Origin of the sequence: Enterococcus hermanniensis, from assembly GCF_001885945.1 — a bacterium.
Classification (GTDB): domain Bacteria; phylum Bacillota; class Bacilli; order Lactobacillales; family Enterococcaceae; genus Enterococcus_A; species Enterococcus_A hermanniensis.
Window position 1 is genome coordinate 13,289 of record NZ_JXKQ01000001.1, and the last position, 24,167, is coordinate 37,455.

The window sequence follows — 24,167 nt, forward strand, 5'->3', positions numbered from 1 at the left end:
ACTTCCTTTTTCCTTATTGTTTCGCTTCTAATTCTAAGAAACTAGCTAATGCTTCTTGCCATGTTGGAATTTCAAAACCTAATGCTTTTGCTTTACTCAAATCCATAATTGAATATTGTGGCCGCGTAGCTTTTTGGGGATATTCCGCTGAAGTTACAGGTGCAACTTCTACATCTGTATCTTTTAAGATTTCTTTCGCAAATTCATGCCATGAACAACTGTTTTCGTTTGATAAATGATAGACACCAAATGGGGCTTTTTCGGCAATCACAAATGTCATAAATTCAGCTAGTGTCCGAGTCCATGTTGGACGGCCAAATTGGTCGTTCACAACGGTTAAACGATCATGAGTTTTAGCTAAGTTTTGCATTGTATAAATGAAGTTGTGGCCATAAATACCGAAAACCCAAGAAGTCCGAATAATATAGTAGTCTTCCATTGTTTCTTGGACTGCTTGTTCACCTAAAAGTTTTGTCCGACCATATTCACTTAATGGATTCGTTGTATCATCGACTTGATACATGCCCTCTTGTTTTTTACCATCAAAAACATAGTCAGTACTGATATACACCAATGTTGCCCCGGCAGCTTTTGCAGCTTCAGCTACATTACGTGTGCCTTCGACATTGATTCTTTCATCTAATTCTTTGCCTTCTTCTTCAGCTTTATCGACTGCAGTATAAGCAGCACAATGATAAATCAATTCTGGTTTCATTTCAGTAATGAATTTGTAAGTACCTTCTTTATCTGTGATATCTAATTGATCAGCATCTGTTGACACGTACTCGATTTTTCTTTCATCAAGTAAATGGCGTAGCTCTGTTCCTAATTGTCCTTGTCCACCTGTAATTAAGATCATTTATCTCTACTCCTTACTTTTTATCCATTTTATTATTTCTCAAAAAAAGGCAGGATACCCTGCCTCATTTAACTAATATTATTGGCCATTTTTCGCGTAATTGCTTTCAACCGCTTCTTTTTCAGCGCGCCACCAGTTTTCATTTTCAGTGTACCATTTGATGGTATCTTTCATCCCAGCGCGGAAATTCGTAAATTCAGGTTTCCAGCCTAATTCTTCACGTAACTTGGTTGAATCGATCGCATAGCGTAAATCATGACCTGCACGGTCTTTTACGTGATCATAAGCGTCTTTTGGTTGACCCATTTCTTCTAAGATAATTTCCATCACTGTTTTATTATCTTCTTCGCCATCTGCACCAATCAAATACGTTTCACCGATTCTGCCTTTGGTTAAAATTGCCCAAACAGCAGAAGAATGGTCATTTGTGTGGATCCAGTCACGAACATTTTTTCCATCGCCATAAAGTTTTGGACGAATACCGCTTAGGACATTCGTGATTTGGCGTGGAATAAATTTTTCAATATGTTGGTAAGGTCCATAGTTATTTGAACAGTTTGAAATCGTTGCTTGTAAGCCAAATGAACGAACCCAAGCTTTTACTAATAAATCTGATCCAGCTTTTGTTGATGAATATGGACTTGAAGGGTTATACGGTGTTTCAGCAGTGAATTTTTCACCTTCGCCTTCGCCGTGTCCTGGTAAATCTTCTCTTAATGGAAGGTCACCGTACACTTCATCGGTTGAAACATGATGATAGCGCACATTGTTTTTACGGCAGGCTTCAATCAATGTATATGTTCCAATGATATTTGTTTGAACAAATGGGAATGGATCTTTCAATGAATTATCATTATGAGATTCTGCAGCATAGTGAACGACTGCATCTGTTTTTTGGACCAAACGCTCAACTAATTCAGTGTCTGCAATATCGCCAACAACTAGTTCTACTCGGTCTTCAGGCAGTCCTGCTAAATTTTCTTTATTTCCTGCATAAGTCAACTTATCCAAAACAGTTACATGGACTTCAGGATGATTATTAACTACATAATGAACGAAGTTAGAGCCAATAAAGCCAGCTCCACCTGTTACGATAATATTTTTCATCTATTTTGCTCCTAGTTTGTTTAAATTTCACCGTAGACGAAAGGATTTTCAGCTTCAAATTCTTTCAAAGTCGGTTGTTTTGCATCTTTTTCTGACGTGATGGCTTTTTCGATATCGATTGGCCAATCAATGGCAAGCTCTGGATCTGCAAATGAGATACCACCATCCGCTTCAGCATCATAATAATTGTCGCATTTATACATAAAGTTCACATTCGGCGTCAAGGTTACAAAACCGTGAGCAAAGCCACGAGGAACCAATAATTGACGATGGTTATGTTCTGAAAGGATATAGCCTTCCCATTTACCGTAGGTTGGACTGCCTTTACGGATATCCACGATCACATCAAGAACGGCACCAGAAACGACCCGGATTAATTTTGTTTGAGCTGATTTTCCTTTTTGGAAATGTAATCCCCGTAAGACACCTGGTTGGGTCGATAATGAATGATTATCTTGGATAAAATTATGCTCGATGCCTGCTGCTTTAAAATCTTCTTCTGAATAACTTTCCGTGAAAAAGCCACGATGATCGCCAAAAACAGCTGGTTCAATAATTTTTACATCTGTTAGGTTTGTTTCTGTAACTTTGATTTTTCCCATATCTATTCCTCTTCTGCTAAACGGATTAAGTATTGGCCATATTGATTTTTCTTCAATGGTTGGGCCAATTCGACTAATTGTTCTTTCGTAATGTAGCCCATGCGATAAGAAATTTCTTCTAAACAAGCTACTTTTAAGTTTTGACGTTTTTCAATCGTTGAGATAAACGTTGAAGCTTCTAATAAGGATTCATGGGTTCCTGTGTCTAACCATGCAAAACCACGGCTCATCACTTCGACTGATAATTTATTACGTTTCAAATATTCTTTGTTCACATCAGTGATTTCTAATTCACCACGTTCAGATGGTTGAATATTTTTGGCGATTTCTACAACTTCATTGTCATAAAAATATAAGCCCGTAACCGCGTAATTAGATCTTGGTGCTTCTGGTTTTTCTTCGATCGATACGGCACGCATCTCTTCATCGAATTCAACTACACCAAAACGTTCTGGATCATTTACATGATAGCCAAAGACGGTTGCGCCTTCGGTTTTCTTCGCAGCACGTTGCAACATCCGAGACAATCCGTCCCCATAATAAATGTTATCTCCTAATACTAAACAAACGCTATCGTCGCCAATAAATTCTTCTCCGATGATAAAGGCTTGGGCCAATCCATCTGGACTTTCTTGTACCGCATATTCGATGTGAATCCCTAGTTCATGACCATCTCCAAAAAGATTTTCAAAACGTGGGGTATCTTGCGGTGTAGAAATAATCAAAATTTCATTGATCCCCGCCAACATCAACGTAGACATTGGGTAATAAATCATCGGTTTGTCATAAACCGGCATTAATTGTTTCGACGTTGCTTTAGTCAGTGGATACAAACGTGTTCCACTACCACCTGCTAAGATAATTCCTTTCATACTTACGCTCCTTATCCATTATAATCTGTTCCGATTTTACTTACATAAGTTATTCACTAAATCGGTATTCTTTAAAAGCATACGGACTTATTATACCTGATGTTTGTTATTAGAAAAATGATTTTGTTGCTTTTCTTTAATTTCTTTTATTCTTTTTCTAACTAATTGAAAAGCATTCCAACGCCATTTAAATTGCTGTATGCGTGAAGCTGTTGTTTTTATTTCGGAGGCATTCAAGCCATGACGGCGATAGTACACCAATTGTTCTGGGATAAATTTAACTCCGTTATGATAATCCGCTAGCAGTCCGATCCACATATCATGCATGGGCACTTCCTTAGGGATTGGCAAAACAACTGCTTTTAGTTCTGAACGAAAAGCCATGCCCGCACCTATATAACTGCTTTTCACTAGATTGGCCCAAAAGCCTGAATGTGTGTGACGCATCGCTTGGTACGAAGGAACTAATACTTCAAAATCATTGTCAACGATAATCAAATCAGAAACGACAACTTGCGTTTTAGGGTCGGCAAAATAGATTAAGGTTGTTTCAACTTTGTCTTTATGCCATACGTCATCTTGATCACATAAAAAAATAATTGCTTTTGAACTTTGCTTGATCGCATGCTCAAAATTCTTGATCAATCCTTGCTGATCATTTTGAAACAACTTTATTCTCGGATCTTTTTTTGCCAAGGCTAATAAAAATTCCCACGTCCCATCGGTTGAATGGTCGTCGGAAATTATCAACTCATCTTCAGCAGAAAGTTGGGGGAAGATGCTGTTCAATTGTTCTTCAATAAAGTGTCTCCCGTTGTATGTTGCCATACAAACAGAAACTTGCACGTTAGACTGTTGGTCCATTCCCTACCTCCAAAAATTAAAAAAGTTGCCAGCCCCATTTTGAAAAGTATTTTCTCATAGACTGTAAAAAAACAATAAATAATTTGCGACTTTTGACCGCTCCACGTTCGTATAGATGGACGACTGTAAACTGCGGACTATACAATGCTTTATAGCCGGCTTGTTCCATTTTTCGACAAAGATCATTGTCCTCAAAATACATAAAATAGCGTGGATCAAATCCTTCGATTTGATTAAATTTTTGTAAATCAACGACCATGAAGCTGCCAGAAATCATCCGGACATAGCTATCTTGATCCTCAGGTAAATTTCGGCATTCAAATTTTGCTAACCGCTTTGCGAACATTTTCTTTACAAACTTAAAAGGAATGAACCGTAGCATATAGTCAAAAACGTTTAAATGATCCCGGATCAAAAATTGGGTCGTCCCATCTTCATTCAAAATCTTAGGTGCTAACAAACCACATTCAGGCTGATTGGCTAAATGATCAACCATCGCATTCAGTTGGTTCTCTGATAATATGATGTCAGGATTAAAGATGATGCCGTAACCTGTCTGATTCAATAGATTAACATTATGACCAAAACCAAAGCCTTTATTCTCGGAATAAAAATTGATTTCGATAAATGGATAGTTTGCATACGTTTTTAACTGTTCACAATACGCTGTTTCTGAAGCATTATCGAAAATTCTGATTTTGATCGTTTCCTGCTGTCCTAAACTCTGAATCAATGCATCTAGACTTAAAAAAATCTTGTCACTGTTATGGGTCACGATGCTGATCGTCACATCATTCTTTAGTTTATTCATAATGAAGATCAACACTCATTTCTTGAAATATTTATGCAATACTTGGGAACGATACTCTTTGTTCCCGAATAAACGAAACGTCTTCGTGATAAAACTATATTTTTCACTGATCAATCCAATTAATTCTAATAAGAAGGTAAAAGCAAAGACCATTGCAACGATCAATACAATCGTTCCTAGTTGACTAGTATAATTGATCAATAGCGCAGTAAATGAAAACAATACTGCAATGGCATAGATCGTCAACACCGCTCCTCGATGAGTGAAACCTAAATTGAGCAAGCGGTGATGCAAATGTTGTTTGTCTGCGACAGAAATTGGCATTTTTTTGGCTTTTCTTCGTACCATTGCAAAAAAAGTATCCGTAACAGGTACTCCTAGGATCAATAATGGTGTGATTAAGGAGATAAACGTTACATTTTTCAACCCTTGCAACGAAAGTACCGCGATCATAAAGCCTAGAAAGAGTGCGCCAGTATCCCCCAGATATATTTTAGCCGGATGAAAATTATAAGGAAAGAATCCCATAATACTCGCAACTAGACAAAAAATCGTCAATGAAATAAAGGCCGTTGCTGAGTGCAAAAAGAAATAGCCGATGACGCCGATTGTGGTTAAACCGATCATAGATACACCGGCCGCTAAGCCATCTAGACCATCAATTAAATTTACCGCATTTGTAATTCCAAAGATCCAAAAGATCGTCGCTGGTAAACTTAACCATGCTAAATTGATTTTTCCTAATAAAGGCGCGGTAAAAAAATTAAACCGAATATCTGCAACATAATAAATAACTAATGCTGCAAGCAAGATGCCTAAGCTTTTTTGCTTGGGCGACAATTCAAATTTATCATCTAATAATCCAGTAATGACAATGATCAAGCCACCTAGTAAAATCTTACTAATATAATCAAACGGAATTACTCCGCGAAACAATATCAAAGAAGACAACGTAAATGTAATGAAGATGGGTAATCCACCAGCACTAGGCATCGGGACTTGATTCATTCGACGTGCATTCGGATTATCGACTAATCCAGTCTGGACCGAAATAATCTTAAAAATCGGGGTTAACACCAAGGCAATCAAAAAGGTCAAAAAGTATTTAATGATCAGCCCGAAGGACACTAACATGTTGCCACCTACCTTTGTATAAAAATAATATAACGGAGTTCTAACTCTTTACAAGGTTTTTCAATAAACTTACAAAATTTCTAGCAATTATTTCTTCTTTTTATTCTTTATTAGACGATTTTTGAGTTTATTGAACCATTTATTTACACGATTCGACCCTTCGGTTACTTCTTCTCCTGTCCGAAATTCCTCAATCGTTACATTTAAAACGCCACCGATTATAATAATCGTTGCAGAAAAATTCAGCCAAAACATCAAGACGATAAAACTTCCGATGATTTGATACCCTGAGACGCGTTGAGCAAATGTTTGCGCATAAATACTAAAACCTTGTGCCAATACAATCCAGCCAACAGTGGCAAAAATCGTGCCCGGTAACGCATATTTCACGCGTACATGGGCATTCGGAATAACGATATAAACGACGCCTAAAATAATTAACAGTACGATTACGGTCACTGGCCAGCGTAAGGCTAGAAAAGTCGAGATGATCTCAGGAGAAAAGCCAAACATCGGCTGCAACGCATCTAAAATAACTTGTCCCGCACTAAAGACTAGTGCCATAGCAATAATTGCCATCATCATTATGCCCACCATTCCGACGGAGACCACTCGACTGATGACAAAATTCCCACGATCCTCTACGCCATATGCTCGATTCAATGCTTTTTGCAATGAATTGATGCCTCGGCTAGATGACCATAAAGATGCTAGTACGGAAATCGATAACGCACCACCAGAAGTATTCTCTAATAAGCCAATAATTGCTGGTTTCAAAAAACTATAAACATTTGGCGGAATCGCCTCGCTTAGATAGGGTAATACATTTTCAGGGGTAATATTTAGAAAAGGTAGTAAATTACCGATCACGATTAAGATCGGAAAAAAAGACAGCAACAAATAATAGGCGACTACCACGGAGCGGTCGCCTATTTCTGTTTCTGTAATATGTTTGCGGATCGTTTGGATAAAATCCATTAACTTCTTGTTCTCTTTAATTTTATCTATTGGTCCCATAAAGTTCCTCGTCTTAGTACGTTCCTTCTTCACCTTGTGAAGTTAAAATTTTTGGTCCTTCTTTGGTGATTGCTAGTGTATGTTCGTATTGTGCACACCAACCACCATCTTGTGTGTACGCTGTCCAACCATTTGGATCCATCTTCATTTTCCATGTACCTGTGTTGATCATAGGCTCAATGGTAATGACCATACCTTCTTTTAGACGTAATCCTTTTCCAGCTACACCATAGTGTGGGATCGCGGGTTCTTCATGGATAGTTGGTCCAATGCCATGACCAACAAAGTCACGGACAACAGAAAAGCCTTCGCCTTCTGCATAGGCTTGGATTGCATGACCGATATCACCGATGCGGTTGCCCACTTGAGCTTGTTCAATTCCAATATACATCGCTTTTTTTGTAACATCCATCAATTTTTGGATTTCAGGTGATACTTCGCCAACAGCGTAAGACCAACAAGAGTCAGACATAGCTCCTTTGTATTCAACGCACATATCAACTTTGATCAAATCACCATTTTTCAACGGTTTTTTACGAGGAAATCCATGACAGATTTCATCATTGATACTACAACAAGTTGCATATTCATAGCCTTCAAAACCAATTTGGGCAGCTACGCCGCCATGGCTTTCGATAAAGTCTCTAACAAAGACTTCGATGTCCCAACTTGAAACGCCTGGTTTGATAAAATCGCGTAAGTGACGGTGTACATCCGCTAATAATTCTCCAGACTCATTCATCATTTCAATTTCTCGGTTTGATTTTAGTGTAATCATTCGTGTTCGTCTCCTTTTTCATCTTGTCTATTTTAACATAACCCTATAAAGCGAACAAATGGTTAGAAGCCTAGTTTTCCTTTTGATTTTATTTTGGTATAATTGCCTTAAATTTGGCTTAAAGCTGAGGAGGAATTTTTTTGACATTAGCAAAAATCGTTTATGCAAGCATGACTGGAAATACCGAAGAAATCGCTGATATTGTGGCCGAAGCCTTCGAAAATTTAGATATTGAAGTTGAGATTGATGAGTGTACTCAAGTAGAAGCAGAGGATTTCGAAGATGCAGATATCTGTGTCGTTGCAACGTATACGTACGGCGAAGGTGACCTACCTGATGAGATCGTTGATTTTTATGAAGATTTACAAGAACTAGATTTAAGCGGAAAGATCTTCGGTGTTTGTGGATCTGGGGATACTTTCTATGATGAGTATTGTAAATCAGTCGATGATTTTGATGCGGCCTTTGTTAAAACCGGTGCGACGCGCGGTGCTGACGTGGTGAAAATCGAAATGGCTGCTGAAGAAGAAGATATCGAAAACTTAGAAGCTTTCGCTAAAAAAATTGTCGCTGCTGCATCATAAAAAAAGAAAAAAGAGTGCCTGAAAAAATCGGGTACTCTTTTTTTGAACATATTTTCTTTGGAGAATTTCAAAGAAATGCTAAGATAGTACTAATGAAATGGAGGGATTTGAATGGTTCTATCAAACTTTGATACACTTTTAAAAAAATACGCTCACCTGATCGCAAAAGTTGGGGTCAATGTCCAAAAGGAAGATACTGTTGTTGTTTATGCTAGCGTTGAACAAGCACCCTTAGCACGCTTAGTAACGAAAGAAGCCTATCAGTTAGGTGCCGCTGAAGTCATTGTCCAATGGAACGATGATGAAATCCAAAGAGAATTTTTAAGCCATGCAAAAGATGATCGAATCAATGAAGTGCCAGCTTATAAAATAGAGGAAGCCAATACTTTCGCTGAAAAAAGAGTGACTCGGATTAGTATCGTCTCACAAAATCCAGATGCACTTTTAGGTGTCGATACCAATCGAGTGGCGGCTTTCCAATCAGCACGTGGAAAAGCATTGCAAGCGGTGATGGAAGCGACGCAATCAAACAAATTACGCTGGACCGTGGTTGCGGCCTCAAGTCCTGCTTGGGCTAAAAAGGTTTTCCCTGAGCTTACTACAAGTGAAGAACAAGTTGATCGTTTGTGGGATGAGATCTTCAAAACGACGCGCATTTACTCAGAAAATCCGGTCAAAGCATGGGAAGAACATGATGCTGCGATGCGCGAACAAGCGGAACGATTGAATAAAGAACAATTTTCTGCTTTACATTACACCGCTCCTGGTACTGATATCATCATCGGATTACCTGACAATCATGTTTGGGAAGGCGCTGGGAGTTTTGCCGCCGATGGTAATGAGTTTATGGCAAATATGCCGACAGAAGAAGTCTTCACGGCTCCTGATCGTAATCGAATCGATGGCTATATCACTAGCACGAAACCATTAAGCTATGCCGGAACAACTTTGAATGAAATGAAATTTACCTTTAAAGACGGAAAAGTCGTTGAGTTCTCAGCCAAAGAAGGTGCCGACGTATTGTCTTCTTTATTATCGATCGATGAAGGTGCTAAACACTTGGGAGAAGTCGCACTTGTTCCAGACCCATCACCAATCTCACAATCAGGCATCACTTTCTTCAATACTTTATTTGATGAAAATGCTTCGAACCATTTGGCACTAGGTGCTGCTTATCCTTTCAGTGTTGAAGGTGGGACCGAGATGACCAAAGAAGAATTGGCGCAAGCTGGCTTGAACAGTAGCCAAACTCACGTCGATTTCATGGTTGGATCTGCTCAAATGGACATCGACGGAATTCGTAAAGACGGCTCAACTACACCAATCTTTAGAAATGGTGATTGGGCTTAAAAGAAAAAACACCGATTAAAAATTTTAATCGGTGTTTTTTTGATGTTCCCGACTGGAATCGAACCAGCGACCTATCGCTTAGGAGGCGATCGCTCTATCCTACTGAGCTACGAGAACGTGCTCTCTCATTGTAGCCATTTTAGATTAATTTCGCAAGATAACTAATAAAGATTTAACGGATTTTGCGAATGCCTTATTTTATTATCTTAAAAAATCCTTTTAGAGTAGAAAAGGAAAAGACTTATTTCCGTCTTTTCCCTTTGCTTTTTTTACTCTTTTTCTTTTTAGGATCTGCTTGTCGAACCGGTTCTTCGGTTAATAGTTCACCGCCAAATAGATAAATCGGTGCAACAGGCAACTCAAGTTTTTTCGCGATTTTTAGTAGATCTGCTTTGTCTGCTGGTGTTACAAACGTGATAACAACCCCTGTTTCACCCATACGTCCTACCCGACCAGCCCGATGAAGATAGCTTTCTTCACTCAACGGCACATCCGCATTGACCACAAATGGCAACGACTCGATATCTAAACCGCGGCTAGCTAAATCAGTGGTTAGGAGTCCTAAAACTTGATGCTTTTTAAACTGTTCAATCGCATTTTTGCGTAAAATTTTTGATTGGTCTGAGGCCAAACTAGCTACAGGTAATTGGTGGAACAATAACTTTTCTTCTGCACTCCCCATATCGCTAAGCTGGTTAAAGAAAATCATTCCCCAGAACGCGGGCATGTTTAACAAACGACGCATTTGATCCACTTTTTTACGGTCATTGGTTTCGATATAAAAATGTTGGACGTCTCCTTGACTGTCGTCTTCTTTTGTTACGTCGACTACTAACAAATCCGATTCGATCGTATTCAATTCGTCCAATACGACATCCGCTGTCGCTGAGAAATACAATCGTTGGGCTTCATTATCGGTCGTTTTCAAGATTTTTTGAATCAATTGAAAACTTTGTCCTTGGACCAACTGATCGACTTCATCAAACACCAAGGTTTTGATTGCAGGTGCTTTGATTTTTTTAGCACTGATCAATTCCAATACTCGACCGGGTGTTCCGACTAATAGTTCTGGTTTTTTCTTCAATGCTTCATGTTGGCGTTTGACATTCGCTCCACCGATCAACGCCTGCACTTTCATGCCAGAGCCAGCCAACCATTTGCGAGCAACCTCTACGACTTGCATCGCTAATTCTTGCGACGATGTCAAGACCAATACTTGGCTTGCCTTTCCAGCTTCTAATTTATTGATCAATGGTAATAGATACGCCAGTGTTTTCCCGCTACCTGTAGGTGCGATTCCGACCAAATGCTTTCCTTCTGTAATTGGTTCAAAGACGCTTGCTTGGATCAACGCTGGTTTTTGAAAACCTGCAGTCTCCCAATTTTTTTGTAAAAATGGTACAAATTCTTGATTATTCATAGTTTCCCCTATTTCTTGTCGGCATCAAAAACAATACCCGCACTTTTTCTCATATCATAAATCACTTGGTTTACATTTCGGGCAAGCTCTACCCATTCTTCATAAAACGTTCCTAACTCACGATCCGTTGGATTCATGATTACTTTTGCAAAATCATTGGCTTCTTCGACCATGGGATTTTCTAATTGATGCACGTTCAATTTTTCTCTTTGTACATGGGCACGATCATGAAATACTGCTTCATCGATCGAGTTGACTGCGTTTAATACTAAGGTCCCATTAGTTAAGTAAATCTCCGAAGCTTGGAAGCTATCAGTCATTTTCCCCGTGCGAATCGTCACGTCAAAATTATCATAACGTAAGATCCCTGTTCCAAAACCGTCTACACCAGTGCGAATCTTTTTAGCAAAATAAAGACTCTCATTGGGCATTCCAAACCAAGCCAAGGCAGCATAGATTGGATACACGCCTAAATCAACTAAGGCGCCCCCTGAAAAATGTGGTGAGAAAATATTTGGTTCATCGCCATCTAAGACTTGATCGTAACGAGAAGAATATTTCATAAAGCTAAAATCAGCCCCTACGATATGATCTTTTAAAGGTAAAAAATCGGCAACGGTTTTAAAGGCTTGCTCATGGATATTTCGAGCGGCTTCAAAAAAGAAAACTTGTTTTTGGTTCGCTAATTCAATGATTTCATCCATTTCGTTTGGCGTTGAAAAGGCCGGTTTTTCAACAATCACATTTTTACCAGCTAGAATTGCTTGCTTAGCTTGTTCAAAGTGTAAGCTATTTGGGGAAGCAATATAGATCGTATTCAAATGCTCGATCGCAAAAAAAGTCGCTAAATCTGTCGCGTATTCTATGTCGCCATATTTTTCACCAAATTTTTGAGCACTCGCTAATTTTCTTGAATAGACTGCTGCAAGTTGATACTTTCCTGTTTCGTGTGCGGCTTGGACAAACTGTTCAGTGATCCAGTTCGTCCCAATAATTCCTAGATTAATCATGCTTTTTCCACCTTTCCTTGATTTGGATCAATAAATGGTTGGTTCAGGTCAAACGTAACTGCCCCTTTAAGGGCGATTGTTTCTTGATCTACCTCACAATTATACGCTAAAATTTGCACGCCGTCTGCTGTAGCCTGTTTTATGGCCTCAGAAAGGGCCGGTTGCATCGCAGAATGAATCGTAGCTACATTTATTTTAGGAAATTGAACGATAAAAAGTACAAAACAATGATAACCTCGTTGTTGTGCTTGTTGAAGTTCTTCAACATGTTTTAACCCTCTCATCGTTGGCGCATCGGGAAAAGCGCCCACGCCTTGATTTTCCAAAGTCATTCCCTTGACTTCAACAAAACCTTTTTCTTGTTGATCCGTTTCAAAATAAAGATCAAATTTTGAATGGCCATAGGTCACTTCTCTTTTTAACAAAGAAAGTGCCCCTTCTATACCTGGTAAAGAAACCAAGCCTGATAAAATGCCCTCTGCAGCAAGAGCGTTTGGAATCTGTGAATCGATATTGATCCACAGTGCGTTCTTCTTTACCGCAATCAAATCATAAGCCGTTTTCCGTTTTACCGCAGGTTGATAATTGACGGCAACCGTCACACCAGGAATAAGCAGTTCTTTGCATCGTCCGGTATTTTTAACATGCACAATAATTTCTTCGTCTGTAGCGATTAAACGGCATCGTGCGATAAATCGATTGCTTCTTTCTAAAAATCGGGCTAATTGGATCGCAGAATAGTTCATTTTTATCAAAATCCTTCTAAAAAAAGTTAAATAGTCCTTAAGTCGGATGGAAAGAGGACGGACTTTATTATATAGTATAACAAAGCTAGTGTGAAAGGAGTTTTTTGATGAGATTGAAATGGCCGGTCTTTCTAAGTGCGACCTCTTTGGGGATTGCTGCTGTGACCTCTAGTCTTGTTCATAAACATGAAAACAAAGATTTAAATCAGCTCTATGTTGGGTCTTGGGAGTTTGTTCACCCCAATCGCCAAACGAAACATACGATTATTATCTATCCAGATCTTTCGATTATTTTAGATGGAACAGCAATTATCTATCAGTTGATTGAATTAAGTGAACAAAAGTTAGCGATTCAAGACCAATACGGCTACCATTTATTGATCAAAACAAAAAACGGTATTCCAGACACACTCTATGATGAACTGGATGATTTATCTTTACCTCTTGTATCAAATAATTAAATAGCAATTATTCCTCTCCAGTAACGTCCATGTAAAAGCTGAACGTTACTGGGGAGTTTTTATTTTTTCAGCGGAGGATTCCGTCGTTTTTCACGACAGATTTCAGCTCCTCTTTTTTTTTGCATGTGGTGTACTTAATACATATCCCCTATTCAAAAGAAAAGGCGGTGGAAACTTTGAACAAAGCATTTCTAAAAAAATATGTTACTCCACTCAAATTGTTTAGACTCAGTTACTGGGGATATGGCGGACTATCCTATTATTTATTACGAAATTCTGTAATTCAGTTTATCGTCATTGATTCCTTTTTGGCTTATCTAGCGATTGAAATTGGACTATTTTACTTGAAAACGAATAAAAAACTATTTTTTTTATTATGGTTGCTTTTTTTCCCTAATAATACTTACCTTTATACCGATATTATCCATGTCAGTCGTTTGAGCTTTTATCCAACAAATAGTTTGATTATGACCTTGAATCCTACGACTTGGTTATGTTTTTTTTGGATGCTCCTAGGCATCTTTCTTTTGATTTATGTTGGAAATCTGCTTATACGACAAATAAGCGATTGTTTGAAAAGAAACTATGAACTTAATCATCAAAAATGTTTTTTAGTCAACGGGCTATTTTTACTTTTATTTAGTTTTGGTACATATATTGGCCGTTTTCTACGTTTTAATACAATTGATTTATTTTCTAAGCCATTAACAGTCTTGAGTAAAATTTTTTATTCACTAAATATAGATGCCTGTTTATTTATCGCAAGCATGACCATTTTTCAATTGATTATTTTTTTCTTTTTGACCCATGAACATAAAAGCTTTATGCATAGATCCAATCAATGAAAGGAGATTTACCACATGGAAGAGTTTGATACTAAAAATGCAGCCTTGCTTTTGAGATATGGAAAAATCATGTTAAAAAGTAACTATGCAACAAATGATGTCAAAAACAATTTGATGAAAATGGCCTGCTTTATCAAGTCGGCTGAATACTCTTTTTTTGTCACTGAGACAGCATTAGTAGTGATCAATTCGATCGATAACGAAGTTCGGATGGTTACCGTTAAAGACAATGCCTACAATTTTGAAAAAACAACGTTGGTAGAAAAAGAGGTCACATCATTTTATAACAATCAGATCTCAACAGATACTTTATATAAAAAATTAGCTGCTATCGACCATACAGCAGTTGATTTTCCCTTATATATCCAACTACTTTGTGCCGGAACGATTTCTGGTGCTGCGTACTGTATGTTTAATCAAACATCAGCCGTTGCTTTTTTAGCTTTTTTCGTTACGATCATTGCTTACTTCGTCTATTTATTGGTCCAAAAATTCTTACAAGTAAAAATGTTGTCGGCGTTGGTTTATTCTTTATGTGTCTCGATTATTTCGATTGTTCTTTATAAAAAAGCCCTCATTCCAGATTCCTTTTCCTTGATTTTAAGCGGCTTGATGCCCTTGCTTCCCGGATCAGTCATCGTAAATTCCATCAAAGCCAGTATCAATGGAGATTACATTTCTGGTTTGACCCAAGGCATCTATGCGATCAACACCATTTTGATGTTAGTTTTTCCAGTTGTCTTTGTATTGACCAACACTTGATAGGAGCGAAAAAATGATTTATCTATGTAGTTTTTTAGTCAGCGGTGGTGTTTCCGTGCTAAATAATATCCAACGGAAATATTTTCTTTTATGTGGATTATCTGGTGCTTTGACTTATATGGCGTATCTTTTCTTTGCGAAGTATACGAATGAATCCGTTGCTTCCTTGTTAGCCTGTATTATCTTAGCAGTCATCAGCCAATTATTTGCTAAAATAGCTAAGGTTCCTAGTACGATTTTTACGATTCCTGGCATTATGCCTATTGTTCCCGGGAGCTTACTTTTCAAAGCCTTTAATTTTTTAGTTGAGGATCAGTACAGCCAGGCTTTATCACTTGGTCTACAGGTGATGCTTGTGGGATTTTCGATTGCGATCGGTTTGATTTTGAACGAATCGATCACCTATGTCCTAAAAAAGAAGAACTATTTTATCTTTAACAAATAAAAAAACCGAAGTGAATCGTTCACTTCGGTTTTTGCAATTATTGATAGACCAGGGTGCGCAGTAATTGATCGACTTCTTCTGCTGCCTTACGTCCTTCACGAATTCCCCAAATAACTAAGCTCGGTCCGCGACGTGCATCACCGGCTACATAAACTTTTTCATTGTTTGTAGCATAGTTTTCATAAACTTCTTTAATGGCAAAAGCCTCTAATAAATTTTTTTCAGCACCGGTAAAGCCCATTGCCAATAAGACAAGATCGGCTTTCACTATTTTTTCCGTACCTTTGATTGGTTGAAATTGGCTATCAACTTGGACCGTTTCAATTGCAGAAACTTTTCCAGTTTCCGCACCGATAAATGTTTTAGTTGAGGTACTGTATACCGTCAACTCAGGATTTTCAACGAGTCCTTCTGCTTGTCCATAACCTAAACGATCAATCATTGAATACTCCGGCCAAGGATTACTTTTTATACGAGTCCCAGGTAATTGCGGTGTAATCTCTAATTGTTTCACTGAGGCCGCACCTTGGCGAATCGCAGAGCCAATACAATCATTCCCAGTATCTCCGCCTCCAATAACCACGACATGTTTTCCAGCCAATGGTTTTTCAGTGACCTTTTTACCATATTTCATGACTTGCTTGGTACACTCTGTTAAATAATCCACTGCTAAATGAATCCCCGTCAATTCACGACCCGGAATTTTCAAATCTCTTGCCACACTAGCACCCGAAGCAAGGATTACACGGTCGTACGCTGACTGTAATTCTTCGGCTGAAATATCGCTACCGATCTCTGTATTAAGTACAAAATGAATCCCAACTTCTTCCATCACATCAATCCGTCGTTGGACGATCGCTTTATCCAATTTCATATTTGGAATACCATACATCAGTAAACCACCCGCCCGATCACTACGTTCATAGACAGTCACTTGATGACCTAGTTGGTTCAAACGCCACGCCGCTGATAATCCTGCAGGACCCGAACCTACGATTGCTACTTTGAAAGCTGTCCGTTCAACGGGTAGTCCCTCTGCTTTGACCCAGTCATTTTCAAATGCTTGATCAATAATAAAACGCTCGTTGTCATGAATCGCCACGCCAGACCCGTTCAATCCTTCAGTACATGATTTTTCACAAGGAGCAGGACAAACACGACCCGTCATTTCTGGTAACGGGTTGGTTTTGACTAAACGATCAAAGGCATTTTTGAAATCTCCTCGATAAACAAAATCATTCCATTCAGGGATCAAGTTGTCATTTGGACAACCTGATACTGCTCGTTTTCCACCATAAAAAATTCCTGTATGACAAAACGGAATACCACAGTTCATACAACGCGCAGCTTGTTCTTTTCTTTCGGCGACACTGAGTGGCGTTTGTAATTCCTCCCAGTCTTGCACCCGTTCGGCGACTGGACGATACGGATTGTCCTTACGCGGATATTTTAAAAAGCCAAATGGATCTGCCATTCTAGCCACGCTCCTTTCCAGCCGGTACCGTTTGCTCACCGATTACGGTCACAAACGCTTTTTCAATTAATTCTGCTCCTGTTAAGCCAGTAGTGGCTAATTTTTCGGTTACGCGAACCATTTCATGGTATTCCCGAGGATAAACTTTGACGAAATGTTTTTGAGCTTCCTCCCAATTATTCAATAATTCTGCTGCTTTCACTGAATCCGTATAAACTAGATGTTTTTCTATCATTTCTTTCAAGATCGTATCTGCTCCCGTCTCACCGACTTTGAAGAGATCAACCATCTCACGATTACACTTCGCAGCAAAACTATCTGTTGGATCATAGACATAAGCGACACCACCCGACATACCGGCAGCAAAATTTCGACCCGTTGCTCCTAAAATTACTGCAACTCCGCCCGTCATATACTCACAACCATGATCACCGACTCCCTCAACAACAACATTAGCACCACTATTACGGACACAAAAACGTTCGCCCGCTTTTCCGCGGAAGTATCCTTCCCCACGATTGGCTCCAAAACAAACAACATTTCCCACGATTGGCGAATTTTCTACATCATAAGCCGCATCTGTCGGTGGAACGATGATTACACGTCCGCCGCTTAGCCCTTTAGCTACATAATCATTGCCTTCTCCGATCAACTTTAGTTCCATCCCTTGAGTGATAAATGACCCAAAACTTTGTCCGGCAATTCCGTGATACGTATAGTTGATTTGACCTGGTGTCAGCGCATAATTACCAAAACGTTCTGCAATCCAGCCACCCATCCGGGCCCCAACTGTTCGATTCACATTATTGATCGAATCCGTCACGGATATGCGTTCACCATTTCTGATTGCTGCCGCCGCAAACTGATCTAACTCTGGCCATTCACGAGCTGCTTTAAATGGATCGTCCATTTTACGTTCGATCCCGATACTCGTCGAAAGGATCCGTGAAAAATCTAATGATTTTGCTTTACCTTTTGCAATAAAACGAGGCTGTAACACTTCCGTATGACCGATCATTTCATCAATACTTCTAAAACCTAATTCAGCCATGATTTCTCTCAAGTCTTCAGCGATAAAAGACATCATATTGATCAAATGTTCTGGTTTTCCAACAAAAAATTTGCGTAACGCCGGATTTTGTGTGGCAACACCTACTGGACAAGTGTTCAAGCTGCAGACACGCATCATGACACAGCCGATTGCGACTAGTGCCAATGATGCAAAGCTATATTCTTCAGCCCCTAATAAAATGGCCATCGCCACATCGCGACCCGTCATCAATTTTCCGTCTGTTTCTAACGTCATCCGTTGACGTAAATTATTCATAGCCAATGTTTGATGAGCTTCGGCCACACCCATTTCCCATGGCAAGCCAGCATCCCGAATCGAATTTCTTGGAGATGCCCCCGTTCCACCGTCGTAGCCTGAAATCACGACAACATCTGCTCCAGCTTTCACCACACCCGTAGCGATTGTGCCGACGCCGGTACTGGAAACTAATTTCACATTGATCTTCGCATACGGATTGATTGCTTTTAAATCGTAGATCAATTGTGCTAAATCCTCGATTGAATAAATATCATGATGCGGTGGCGGTGAAATCAAACGGACTCCTGGTGTCGACCCTCGGATCTCTGCGACCCATGGGAAGACTTTATTACCTGGTAATTGACCACCTTCGCCTGGTTTTGCGCCTTGCGCCATCTTAATTTGTAATTCTTCGGCACTCATCAAATATTCAGCGTTGACGCCAAAACGCCCTGAAGCCACTTGCTTGATTTTACTATTATAGTTTTTACCGTCAGCTTGGACTTTAAATCGTTGACGATTTTCGCCGCCTTCGCCGCTATTTGATTTTGCACCGATCGCATTCATCGCTTCAGCAATGCATTGATGAGCTTCTTCACTCAAGGAACCATAAGACATTGCACCGACTTTGAACCGTTTGACGATTTTGCTTGCTGGTTCTACTTCAGAAAGTTTAACGGCTGAACGGTCTTTTTTAAATTCCCATAAAGCTCGTAGATTGGTTGGTTCATCTAGTGCTTCTTGATTCATCGCTTCTACATAGTGCTTAAATTGTTGATAATCCCCTGAACGAACGGCTTGTTGAAAATTATAGATCGTTTGTGGATTGAATAAGTGGTGCTCCCCATCTGCCTTGTATTGGAAGCTACCACCAGAAGACAACAAATCATTTTGACGTGGACCATAAGCTAAATAGTGTCTTGCTAAATATTCTTCTTCGATTTGTTCTAACGATAAGCCACCGATCCGGCTTGCTGTTCCAGTAAAATATTTTTCGGTCACTGTCTGACTAATTCCCACCACTTCAAATAATTGTGCACCATGGTAGCCCGAAATCGTTGAGATCCCCATCCGGGACATTACTTTTACGATGCCTTTTTCGGCCGCCTTACGATAATTTTCTAACCCATTTTCTAGTTTGAACTCTTTTAATGTCGCATAAGCTCCATAGGGATGGATCCCACTGGCACCATAACCGATCAATGTCGCAAAATGATGGACTTCACAGACTTCTGCTGAATCGACAACGATACTGGCCAGAGCGGCTTTGCCTTTTCGAACCAAGTGATTGTGTAGGCCAGAAACAGCAAGTAGAACCGGCATTGCCATCTGTGTCTTTTGCGGATCTCGATCAGATAGAACCAATAGCGTTGCCCCATCATCGACGGCTGATTCTGCCGTTTTAAACATCTGTTCCAATCCATCTTCTAAGGCATTTGAACGCGTGATCGGATAAAGAGTTGAAATCGTCACCGTCTTTTGATGTTTCGTTTCCAAGTTTGTAATTTTTTGGAATTCTTCCGTACTCAATACAGGACTAGCAATTTTAACCTTTTGACAGTTTTTTTCATCGTCTTGACGAATATCACCATCTCGACCTAAAAACATTTCTGTTCCAATCACTAACTGTTCTCGAATCGCATCAATCGGTGGATTCGTGACTTGAGCAAATTGCTGTTTGAAATAAGTGAATAGTGACTGCGGTTTGTTGCTTAAAACAGCTAAAGGTGAATCATACCCCATCGAAAGTACAGGCTCTTCGCCTTTTTCAGCCATTGGCAATAACGCGCCGCGAATGATTTCATCGTTATAACCATTCAACTTCCACATTCTTTGCAACTCTTTTTTAGACCAATTAGCTTTTGATACATTCGTTTCTGGAAGGTCTGCTAATTCAATTCGATTTTCTGCCAACCATTTGCTATAACTATGAGCTTTCGCATAGCGTTCTTTAACTTCTTGATTTCGATAAAATTTACCGGTAACGGTATCAACAATAATCATATTAGCAGGTCCTAAGACACCTTTTTCGATCACATTTGAAGGGGCGAAATCAACTACACCAGATTCCGAAGCAACTTGAACAAAACCATCTTTAGTAATCGAATAGCGCGACGGGCGTAATCCATTACGATCCAACGTTGCACCAACTATATCCCCATCTGTAAAGCATAATGCAGCCGGTCCATCCCAAGGAGCCATAAAGCTGGCATTGTATTCTTGAAAAGCCGTCAATTCTTCGCCTAAACCAGCCTCTTTTGACCATGCCTCTGGGACCATCATCATCAAAGCATGTGGGATATCACGACCATTTCGGTATAGATATTCCATACAATTTTCTAACTTAGCAGAATCGGAATCTGCTTCATTGTAAACCTCAATACCATGGCTCTTCATCCAATTTTCTGATCCGCGCAACGTATTGATTTCACCATTGTGTGCTAAAAACCGAAATGGTTGCGCACGATCCCAACTAGGAAAGGTATTGGTTGAAAAACGTGAGTGCACCACTGCAATACTTGCTTCGAAGGCTTCATCTTGCAAATCATCGTAAAAAATACCCACTTGATACGCATGAAGCATTCCTTTGTAGACGATCGTCTTAGCAGATAAACTACAGATCGAAACTTCTTCTGCATGATAATTTTTTTCTAGTTTACGTCGTAAGCGATACAATCGATCTTCAAAATCACGATCTGACAAAACATCTAGCGGGCGCTTAATGAATAATTGCACAAAGCTAGGCATGACTTTTTGAGCGCCAGGTCCGCAGTTCTCATATTGAAATGGCACATCGCGTTGCCATAAAACATTATATCCAGCAGCTTCAATCTCAGTTACTAACGCTTGTTGTAGACCTCTTTTTGTTTCTGAATCACTAGGTAGGAAAAACATCCCTACTGCATAGTGGCCTTTAATCGGCAAAACAGCCGCAGCTTTCTTTGCTTCTCGTTGGAAAAACTGGTCTGGAATCGTTGTCAAAATTCCAGCACCATCACCTGTTTCCGGTTCTGCTCCGGTTCCGCCTCGGTGATTCATTCGTTCAAGCATCGTTAGTGCATAGCTGACTAATTGATGCGAGGAATTCCCTTGCATTTGGGCAATGAAGCCCATACCACAAGCATCTTTCTCGAAAGAAGGATCATACATGGTTGGAGCTTTGTAAATTTTTTGTGTCGTCATTACCATCATCCTTTAAATAATTTGACAATTCTCATTTATTTTTAATATACTACCTTTTTTTTAAAAGATAGGCAAGCGTTCTTAGAAATTTTTTTTAATTACCTCCGTTATCTGTTGTTCTTTTTAGTAAAGAAAAATCCAATCAAATGGAAATAATCCGAATTTTTTGGTAAACTTAATCTGATATGCTTCGTTATGAAAGGATGAACATCAATGACACCGAATCGCGAAGATTACTTAAAATTAATATTAGAATTAGGTGGCGACCAAAAAAAAGTAAGCAATAAAAAGATCGTTGCTGGTTTGTCTATTTCTGGAGCTTCTGTCAGTGAAATGATCAATAAGCTAGTCAAAGAAGGTTTGGTTGAACACTCTCCATATCAAGGTGTCCAACTGACAGCTGCTGGACTAGAAAAAGCAAGCACTTTAGTGCGTAAACATCGTTTATGGGAAGTTTTCTTAGTCGATCATCTTGGCTATTCTTGGAACGAAGTCCATGATGAAGCCGAAGTTTTAGAACATGTGACTTCTTCACAAATGGAACAACGTTTGGATGCTTACCTGAGTCATCCAACATTTTGTCCGCATGGTGGGATGATTCCTCAGCAAGGACAAACGGTCCACGAAAAAGGGCGCGAGACATTGGTCAATTATCCTGAAGGATCGACCATCCGCATCGCGCGTGTTTTAGACGAAAAAGAATTATTGGATTACTTGATGGATTTAACAATCGATATCCATGATGTCTATACGATTAAAGCAATCGCTGCTTACGAAGGACCAATTACTTTACAAAATGATCAAAAAGAAGTTTCAATTAGTTATAAAGCAGCTTCAACGATTTTTGTTGATCTTTTATAAACTTATTTTTAGTGACAAGCAGATCCTTAGAGTGATATGCTTGAAAAATTCCTCCCACTACGTCAATGAGCATGTGGGATTTGAACCAATCATCTTTAAAAGAATTTGGAGTGAACGTATATGGAACAAGCAGCATTATTCACCATCTTCGGTGGCACCGGCGATTTAGCGAAGCGCAAACTTTATCCTTCATTATTTCGTCTTTATAAAAAAGGCAGTTTAGCAAAACATTTTGCTGTAATCGGTACAGCTCGTCGGCCATGGAGTGACGATCACTACCGCGAAATCGTACGAGACACGATCAAAGACTTACACCCAACCAAAGAAGAAGCAGAAGAATTCTCTAATCACTTCTACTACCTTTCTCATAACGTGAATGACACAAAACATTATGATCAGTTAAAAGAATTATCTGATCGTTTAGACGAAGAATATCAATTAGAAGGCAATCGTTTGTTTTACTTAGCGATGGCGCCACAATTTTTTGGGACGATCGTCAATCATTTGAAATCTCAAGGGATTCTAACTGAAACGGGTTATAACCGACTGGTGATTGAAAAACCGTTTGGCTTCGACTATGATTCAGCGGATGAATTAAATGAACAAATTCGTAACGTCTTCCCTGAAGAAGCCATTTTCCGAATCGATCATTACCTAGGCAAAGAAATGATCCAAAATATCTCAGTGATCCGTTTTGCCAACAATATTTTTGAATCACTTTGGAACAATCGCTACATTGAAAATATCCAGATCACCTTCTCAGAAGCATTGGGCGTAGAAGACCGTGGCGGCTATTATGAAAATAGTGGTGCACTAAAAGATATGGTCCAAAATCATATCCTACAAGTTGTTTCTTTATTAGCAATGGAAGTCCCAACTTCCTTCTCAAACAAATCATTGCGTGAAGAAAAAGTTAAAGTCTTACAAGCCATTCGTCGTTACGATGAAGAGGAAGTGGCACAAAACTTTGTCCGCGGCCAATATGCGGCCGGCAAATTAGACGATAAGGAGTTTGCTGCCTATCGCGATGAGCCAAATGTAGCTGAAGACTCAACAATGGAAACCTTTGTTGCTGGTAAATTCATGATCGATAATTTCCGTTGGGCCGATGTCCCCTTCTATATCCGCACAGGTAAACGCATGACGGAAAAAGGCACTCGTATCAATATCGTCTTTAAACAAGTGCCGGTCAATGTCTTCAATTTTGAACAAGAAGAGACTGGTGGCAAAGAATTGCCACAAAATATTTTAACCATCTATATCCAACCAACTGAAGGTTTCTCTTTATCATTGAATGGTAAACAAATTGGTCAAGGCTTCAATCCTGAACCGGTAAAATTAGATTTCCGTCAAAGTGAAGAAGTCACAGGTAACAGTCCTGAGGCCTATGAGAAATTATTGCTTGATGCCTTGAATGGTGATGGCACGAACTTCTCCCACTGGGATGAAGTGGCAAATTCATGGGAAATCGTTGATCGAATCCGTAAAGCTTGGGATCAAACAACGCCTGAATTTCCAAACTATGCAGCAGGAACCATGGGGCCTGACTGTGCCTTTGAACTCTTAGCCAAAAATGACCACGAATGGGCATGGCAACCAGATCAATGGTACCGCGAACGTGGAAAATTAGATTAAATAAAAAGACGCTGAGACAAAAGGAAGTTCTACTTTCG

At 39.4% G+C, this 24,167-nt stretch carries 22 protein-coding genes and 1 tRNA gene; 8 read left to right on the forward strand and 15 right to left on the reverse strand.

Features of this window, described 5'->3' with window-relative positions; translation table 11 throughout:
- Positions 1-13: 13 nt before the first annotated feature.
- The 9 genes from rfbD to map form a co-directional block, all read right to left on the reverse strand.
- Positions 14-859 (reverse strand): dTDP-4-dehydrorhamnose reductase, encoded by an 846-nt coding sequence (gene rfbD, locus RV04_RS00045; protein WP_071856434.1) that lies wholly within the window; start codon positions 857-859, stop codon positions 14-16.
- Positions 860-937: 78 nt separating this feature from the next.
- Positions 938-1,966, reverse strand: a complete 1,029-nt coding sequence (gene rfbB, locus RV04_RS00050) for a dTDP-glucose 4,6-dehydratase (protein ID WP_071856435.1) — start codon at positions 1,964-1,966, stop codon at positions 938-940.
- A 20-nt stretch (positions 1,967-1,986) separates the two neighbouring features.
- Positions 1,987-2,559 (reverse strand): dTDP-4-dehydrorhamnose 3,5-epimerase, encoded by a 573-nt coding sequence (gene rfbC, locus RV04_RS00055; protein WP_211271159.1) that lies wholly within the window; start codon positions 2,557-2,559, stop codon positions 1,987-1,989.
- A gap of 11 nt (positions 2,560-2,570) precedes the next feature.
- Positions 2,571-3,440, reverse strand: coding sequence for a glucose-1-phosphate thymidylyltransferase RfbA (gene rfbA, locus RV04_RS00060; RefSeq protein WP_071856437.1), 870 nt, complete (start codon positions 3,438-3,440; stop codon positions 2,571-2,573).
- Positions 3,441-3,530: 90 nt separating this feature from the next.
- The gene (locus tag RV04_RS00065; RefSeq protein ID WP_071856438.1) at positions 3,531-4,304 is read right to left on the reverse strand and encodes a glycosyltransferase family 2 protein; all 774 of its coding nucleotides are present in this window, start codon (positions 4,302-4,304) and stop codon (positions 3,531-3,533) included.
- Between the two features lie 16 nt (positions 4,305-4,320).
- Entirely contained in the window at positions 4,321-5,118 is a 798-nt protein-coding gene (locus tag RV04_RS00070; protein WP_211271160.1) for a glycosyltransferase family protein, read from the reverse strand.
- Positions 5,119-5,130: 12 nt separating this feature from the next.
- On the reverse strand, positions 5,131-6,249 hold the full coding sequence (locus RV04_RS00075) for an MraY family glycosyltransferase (protein WP_071856440.1): 1,119 nt from the start codon (positions 6,247-6,249) through the stop codon (positions 5,131-5,133).
- Between the two features lie 87 nt (positions 6,250-6,336).
- Positions 6,337-7,266 carry a YihY/virulence factor BrkB family protein gene (locus RV04_RS00080; RefSeq protein ID WP_071856441.1) on the reverse strand — a complete coding sequence of 310 codons (930 nt, stop codon included), beginning with the start codon at positions 7,264-7,266 and terminating at the stop codon, positions 6,337-6,339.
- A 13-nt stretch (positions 7,267-7,279) separates the two neighbouring features.
- Positions 7,280-8,044, reverse strand: a complete 765-nt coding sequence (gene map / locus RV04_RS00085) for a type I methionyl aminopeptidase (RefSeq protein WP_071856442.1) — start codon at positions 8,042-8,044, stop codon at positions 7,280-7,282.
- A gap of 140 nt (positions 8,045-8,184) precedes the next feature.
- Between map and RV04_RS00090 the strand changes: the two genes are divergently transcribed.
- Positions 8,185-8,628, forward strand: coding sequence for a flavodoxin (locus tag RV04_RS00090; protein WP_071856443.1), 444 nt, complete (start codon positions 8,185-8,187; stop codon positions 8,626-8,628).
- Positions 8,629-8,739: 111 nt separating this feature from the next.
- A complete protein-coding gene (locus RV04_RS00095; RefSeq protein WP_071856444.1) occupies positions 8,740-9,978 on the forward strand; it encodes an aminopeptidase in 1,239 nt (412 codons plus the stop codon).
- A 43-nt stretch (positions 9,979-10,021) separates the two neighbouring features.
- On the opposite strand, the gene RV04_RS00100 is transcribed toward RV04_RS00095, so the two are convergent.
- From RV04_RS00100 to sfsA, 4 genes are all read right to left on the reverse strand, one after another.
- Positions 10,022-10,095 (reverse strand) — tRNA-Arg (locus RV04_RS00100).
- A 124-nt stretch (positions 10,096-10,219) separates the two neighbouring features.
- On the reverse strand, positions 10,220-11,398 hold the full coding sequence (locus RV04_RS00105; protein WP_071856445.1) for a DEAD/DEAH box helicase: 1,179 nt from the start codon (positions 11,396-11,398) through the stop codon (positions 10,220-10,222).
- Positions 11,399-11,406: 8 nt separating this feature from the next.
- The gene (locus RV04_RS00110) at positions 11,407-12,408 is read right to left on the reverse strand and encodes a Gfo/Idh/MocA family protein (protein WP_071856446.1); all 1,002 of its coding nucleotides are present in this window, start codon (positions 12,406-12,408) and stop codon (positions 11,407-11,409) included.
- A complete protein-coding gene (sfsA, locus tag RV04_RS00115) occupies positions 12,405-13,154 on the reverse strand; it encodes a DNA/RNA nuclease SfsA (protein ID WP_071856447.1) in 750 nt (249 codons plus the stop codon). Before sfsA ends, RV04_RS00110 begins: the two co-directional genes overlap by 4 nt.
- Before the next feature lie 107 nt (positions 13,155-13,261).
- Here sfsA and RV04_RS00120 point away from each other — a divergent pair, with 107 nt between their 5' ends.
- From RV04_RS00120 to RV04_RS00135, 4 genes are all read left to right on the forward strand, one after another.
- Positions 13,262-13,615 carry a DUF4828 domain-containing protein gene (locus RV04_RS00120; protein WP_071856448.1) on the forward strand — a complete coding sequence of 118 codons (354 nt, stop codon included), beginning with the start codon at positions 13,262-13,264 and terminating at the stop codon, positions 13,613-13,615.
- Positions 13,616-13,782: 167 nt separating this feature from the next.
- The gene (locus RV04_RS13660; protein ID WP_425429332.1) at positions 13,783-14,460 is read left to right on the forward strand and encodes a DUF1361 domain-containing protein; all 678 of its coding nucleotides are present in this window, start codon (positions 13,783-13,785) and stop codon (positions 14,458-14,460) included.
- A 15-nt stretch (positions 14,461-14,475) separates the two neighbouring features.
- Positions 14,476-15,222, forward strand: coding sequence for a threonine/serine exporter family protein (locus RV04_RS00130; protein ID WP_071856450.1), 747 nt, complete (start codon positions 14,476-14,478; stop codon positions 15,220-15,222).
- Positions 15,223-15,235: 13 nt separating this feature from the next.
- Positions 15,236-15,667, forward strand: coding sequence for a threonine/serine exporter family protein (locus tag RV04_RS00135; protein WP_071856451.1), 432 nt, complete (start codon positions 15,236-15,238; stop codon positions 15,665-15,667).
- Positions 15,668-15,704: 37 nt separating this feature from the next.
- Here the strand turns inward: RV04_RS00135 and RV04_RS00140 are convergent, their stop codons facing one another.
- Positions 15,705-17,141, reverse strand: a complete 1,437-nt coding sequence (locus RV04_RS00140) for a glutamate synthase subunit beta (protein WP_071856452.1) — start codon at positions 17,139-17,141, stop codon at positions 15,705-15,707.
- Between the two features lies 1 nt (position 17,142).
- A complete protein-coding gene (gene gltB, locus RV04_RS00145) occupies positions 17,143-21,633 on the reverse strand; it encodes a glutamate synthase large subunit (protein WP_071856453.1) in 4,491 nt (1,496 codons plus the stop codon).
- Between the two features lie 213 nt (positions 21,634-21,846).
- Between gltB and efaR the strand changes: the two genes are divergently transcribed.
- Together efaR and zwf are read left to right on the forward strand one after the other, a co-directional pair.
- Positions 21,847-22,494: a transcriptional regulator EfaR gene (gene efaR / locus RV04_RS00150; protein WP_071856454.1), complete on the forward strand. Its 648-nt coding sequence runs from the start codon at positions 21,847-21,849 to the stop codon at positions 22,492-22,494.
- Positions 22,495-22,614: 120 nt separating this feature from the next.
- Complete coding sequence (gene zwf, locus RV04_RS00155; RefSeq protein ID WP_071856455.1) at positions 22,615-24,129, forward strand: glucose-6-phosphate dehydrogenase; 1,515 nt, start codon at positions 22,615-22,617, stop codon at positions 24,127-24,129.
- The last annotated feature ends 38 nt before the right edge of the window (positions 24,130-24,167 follow it).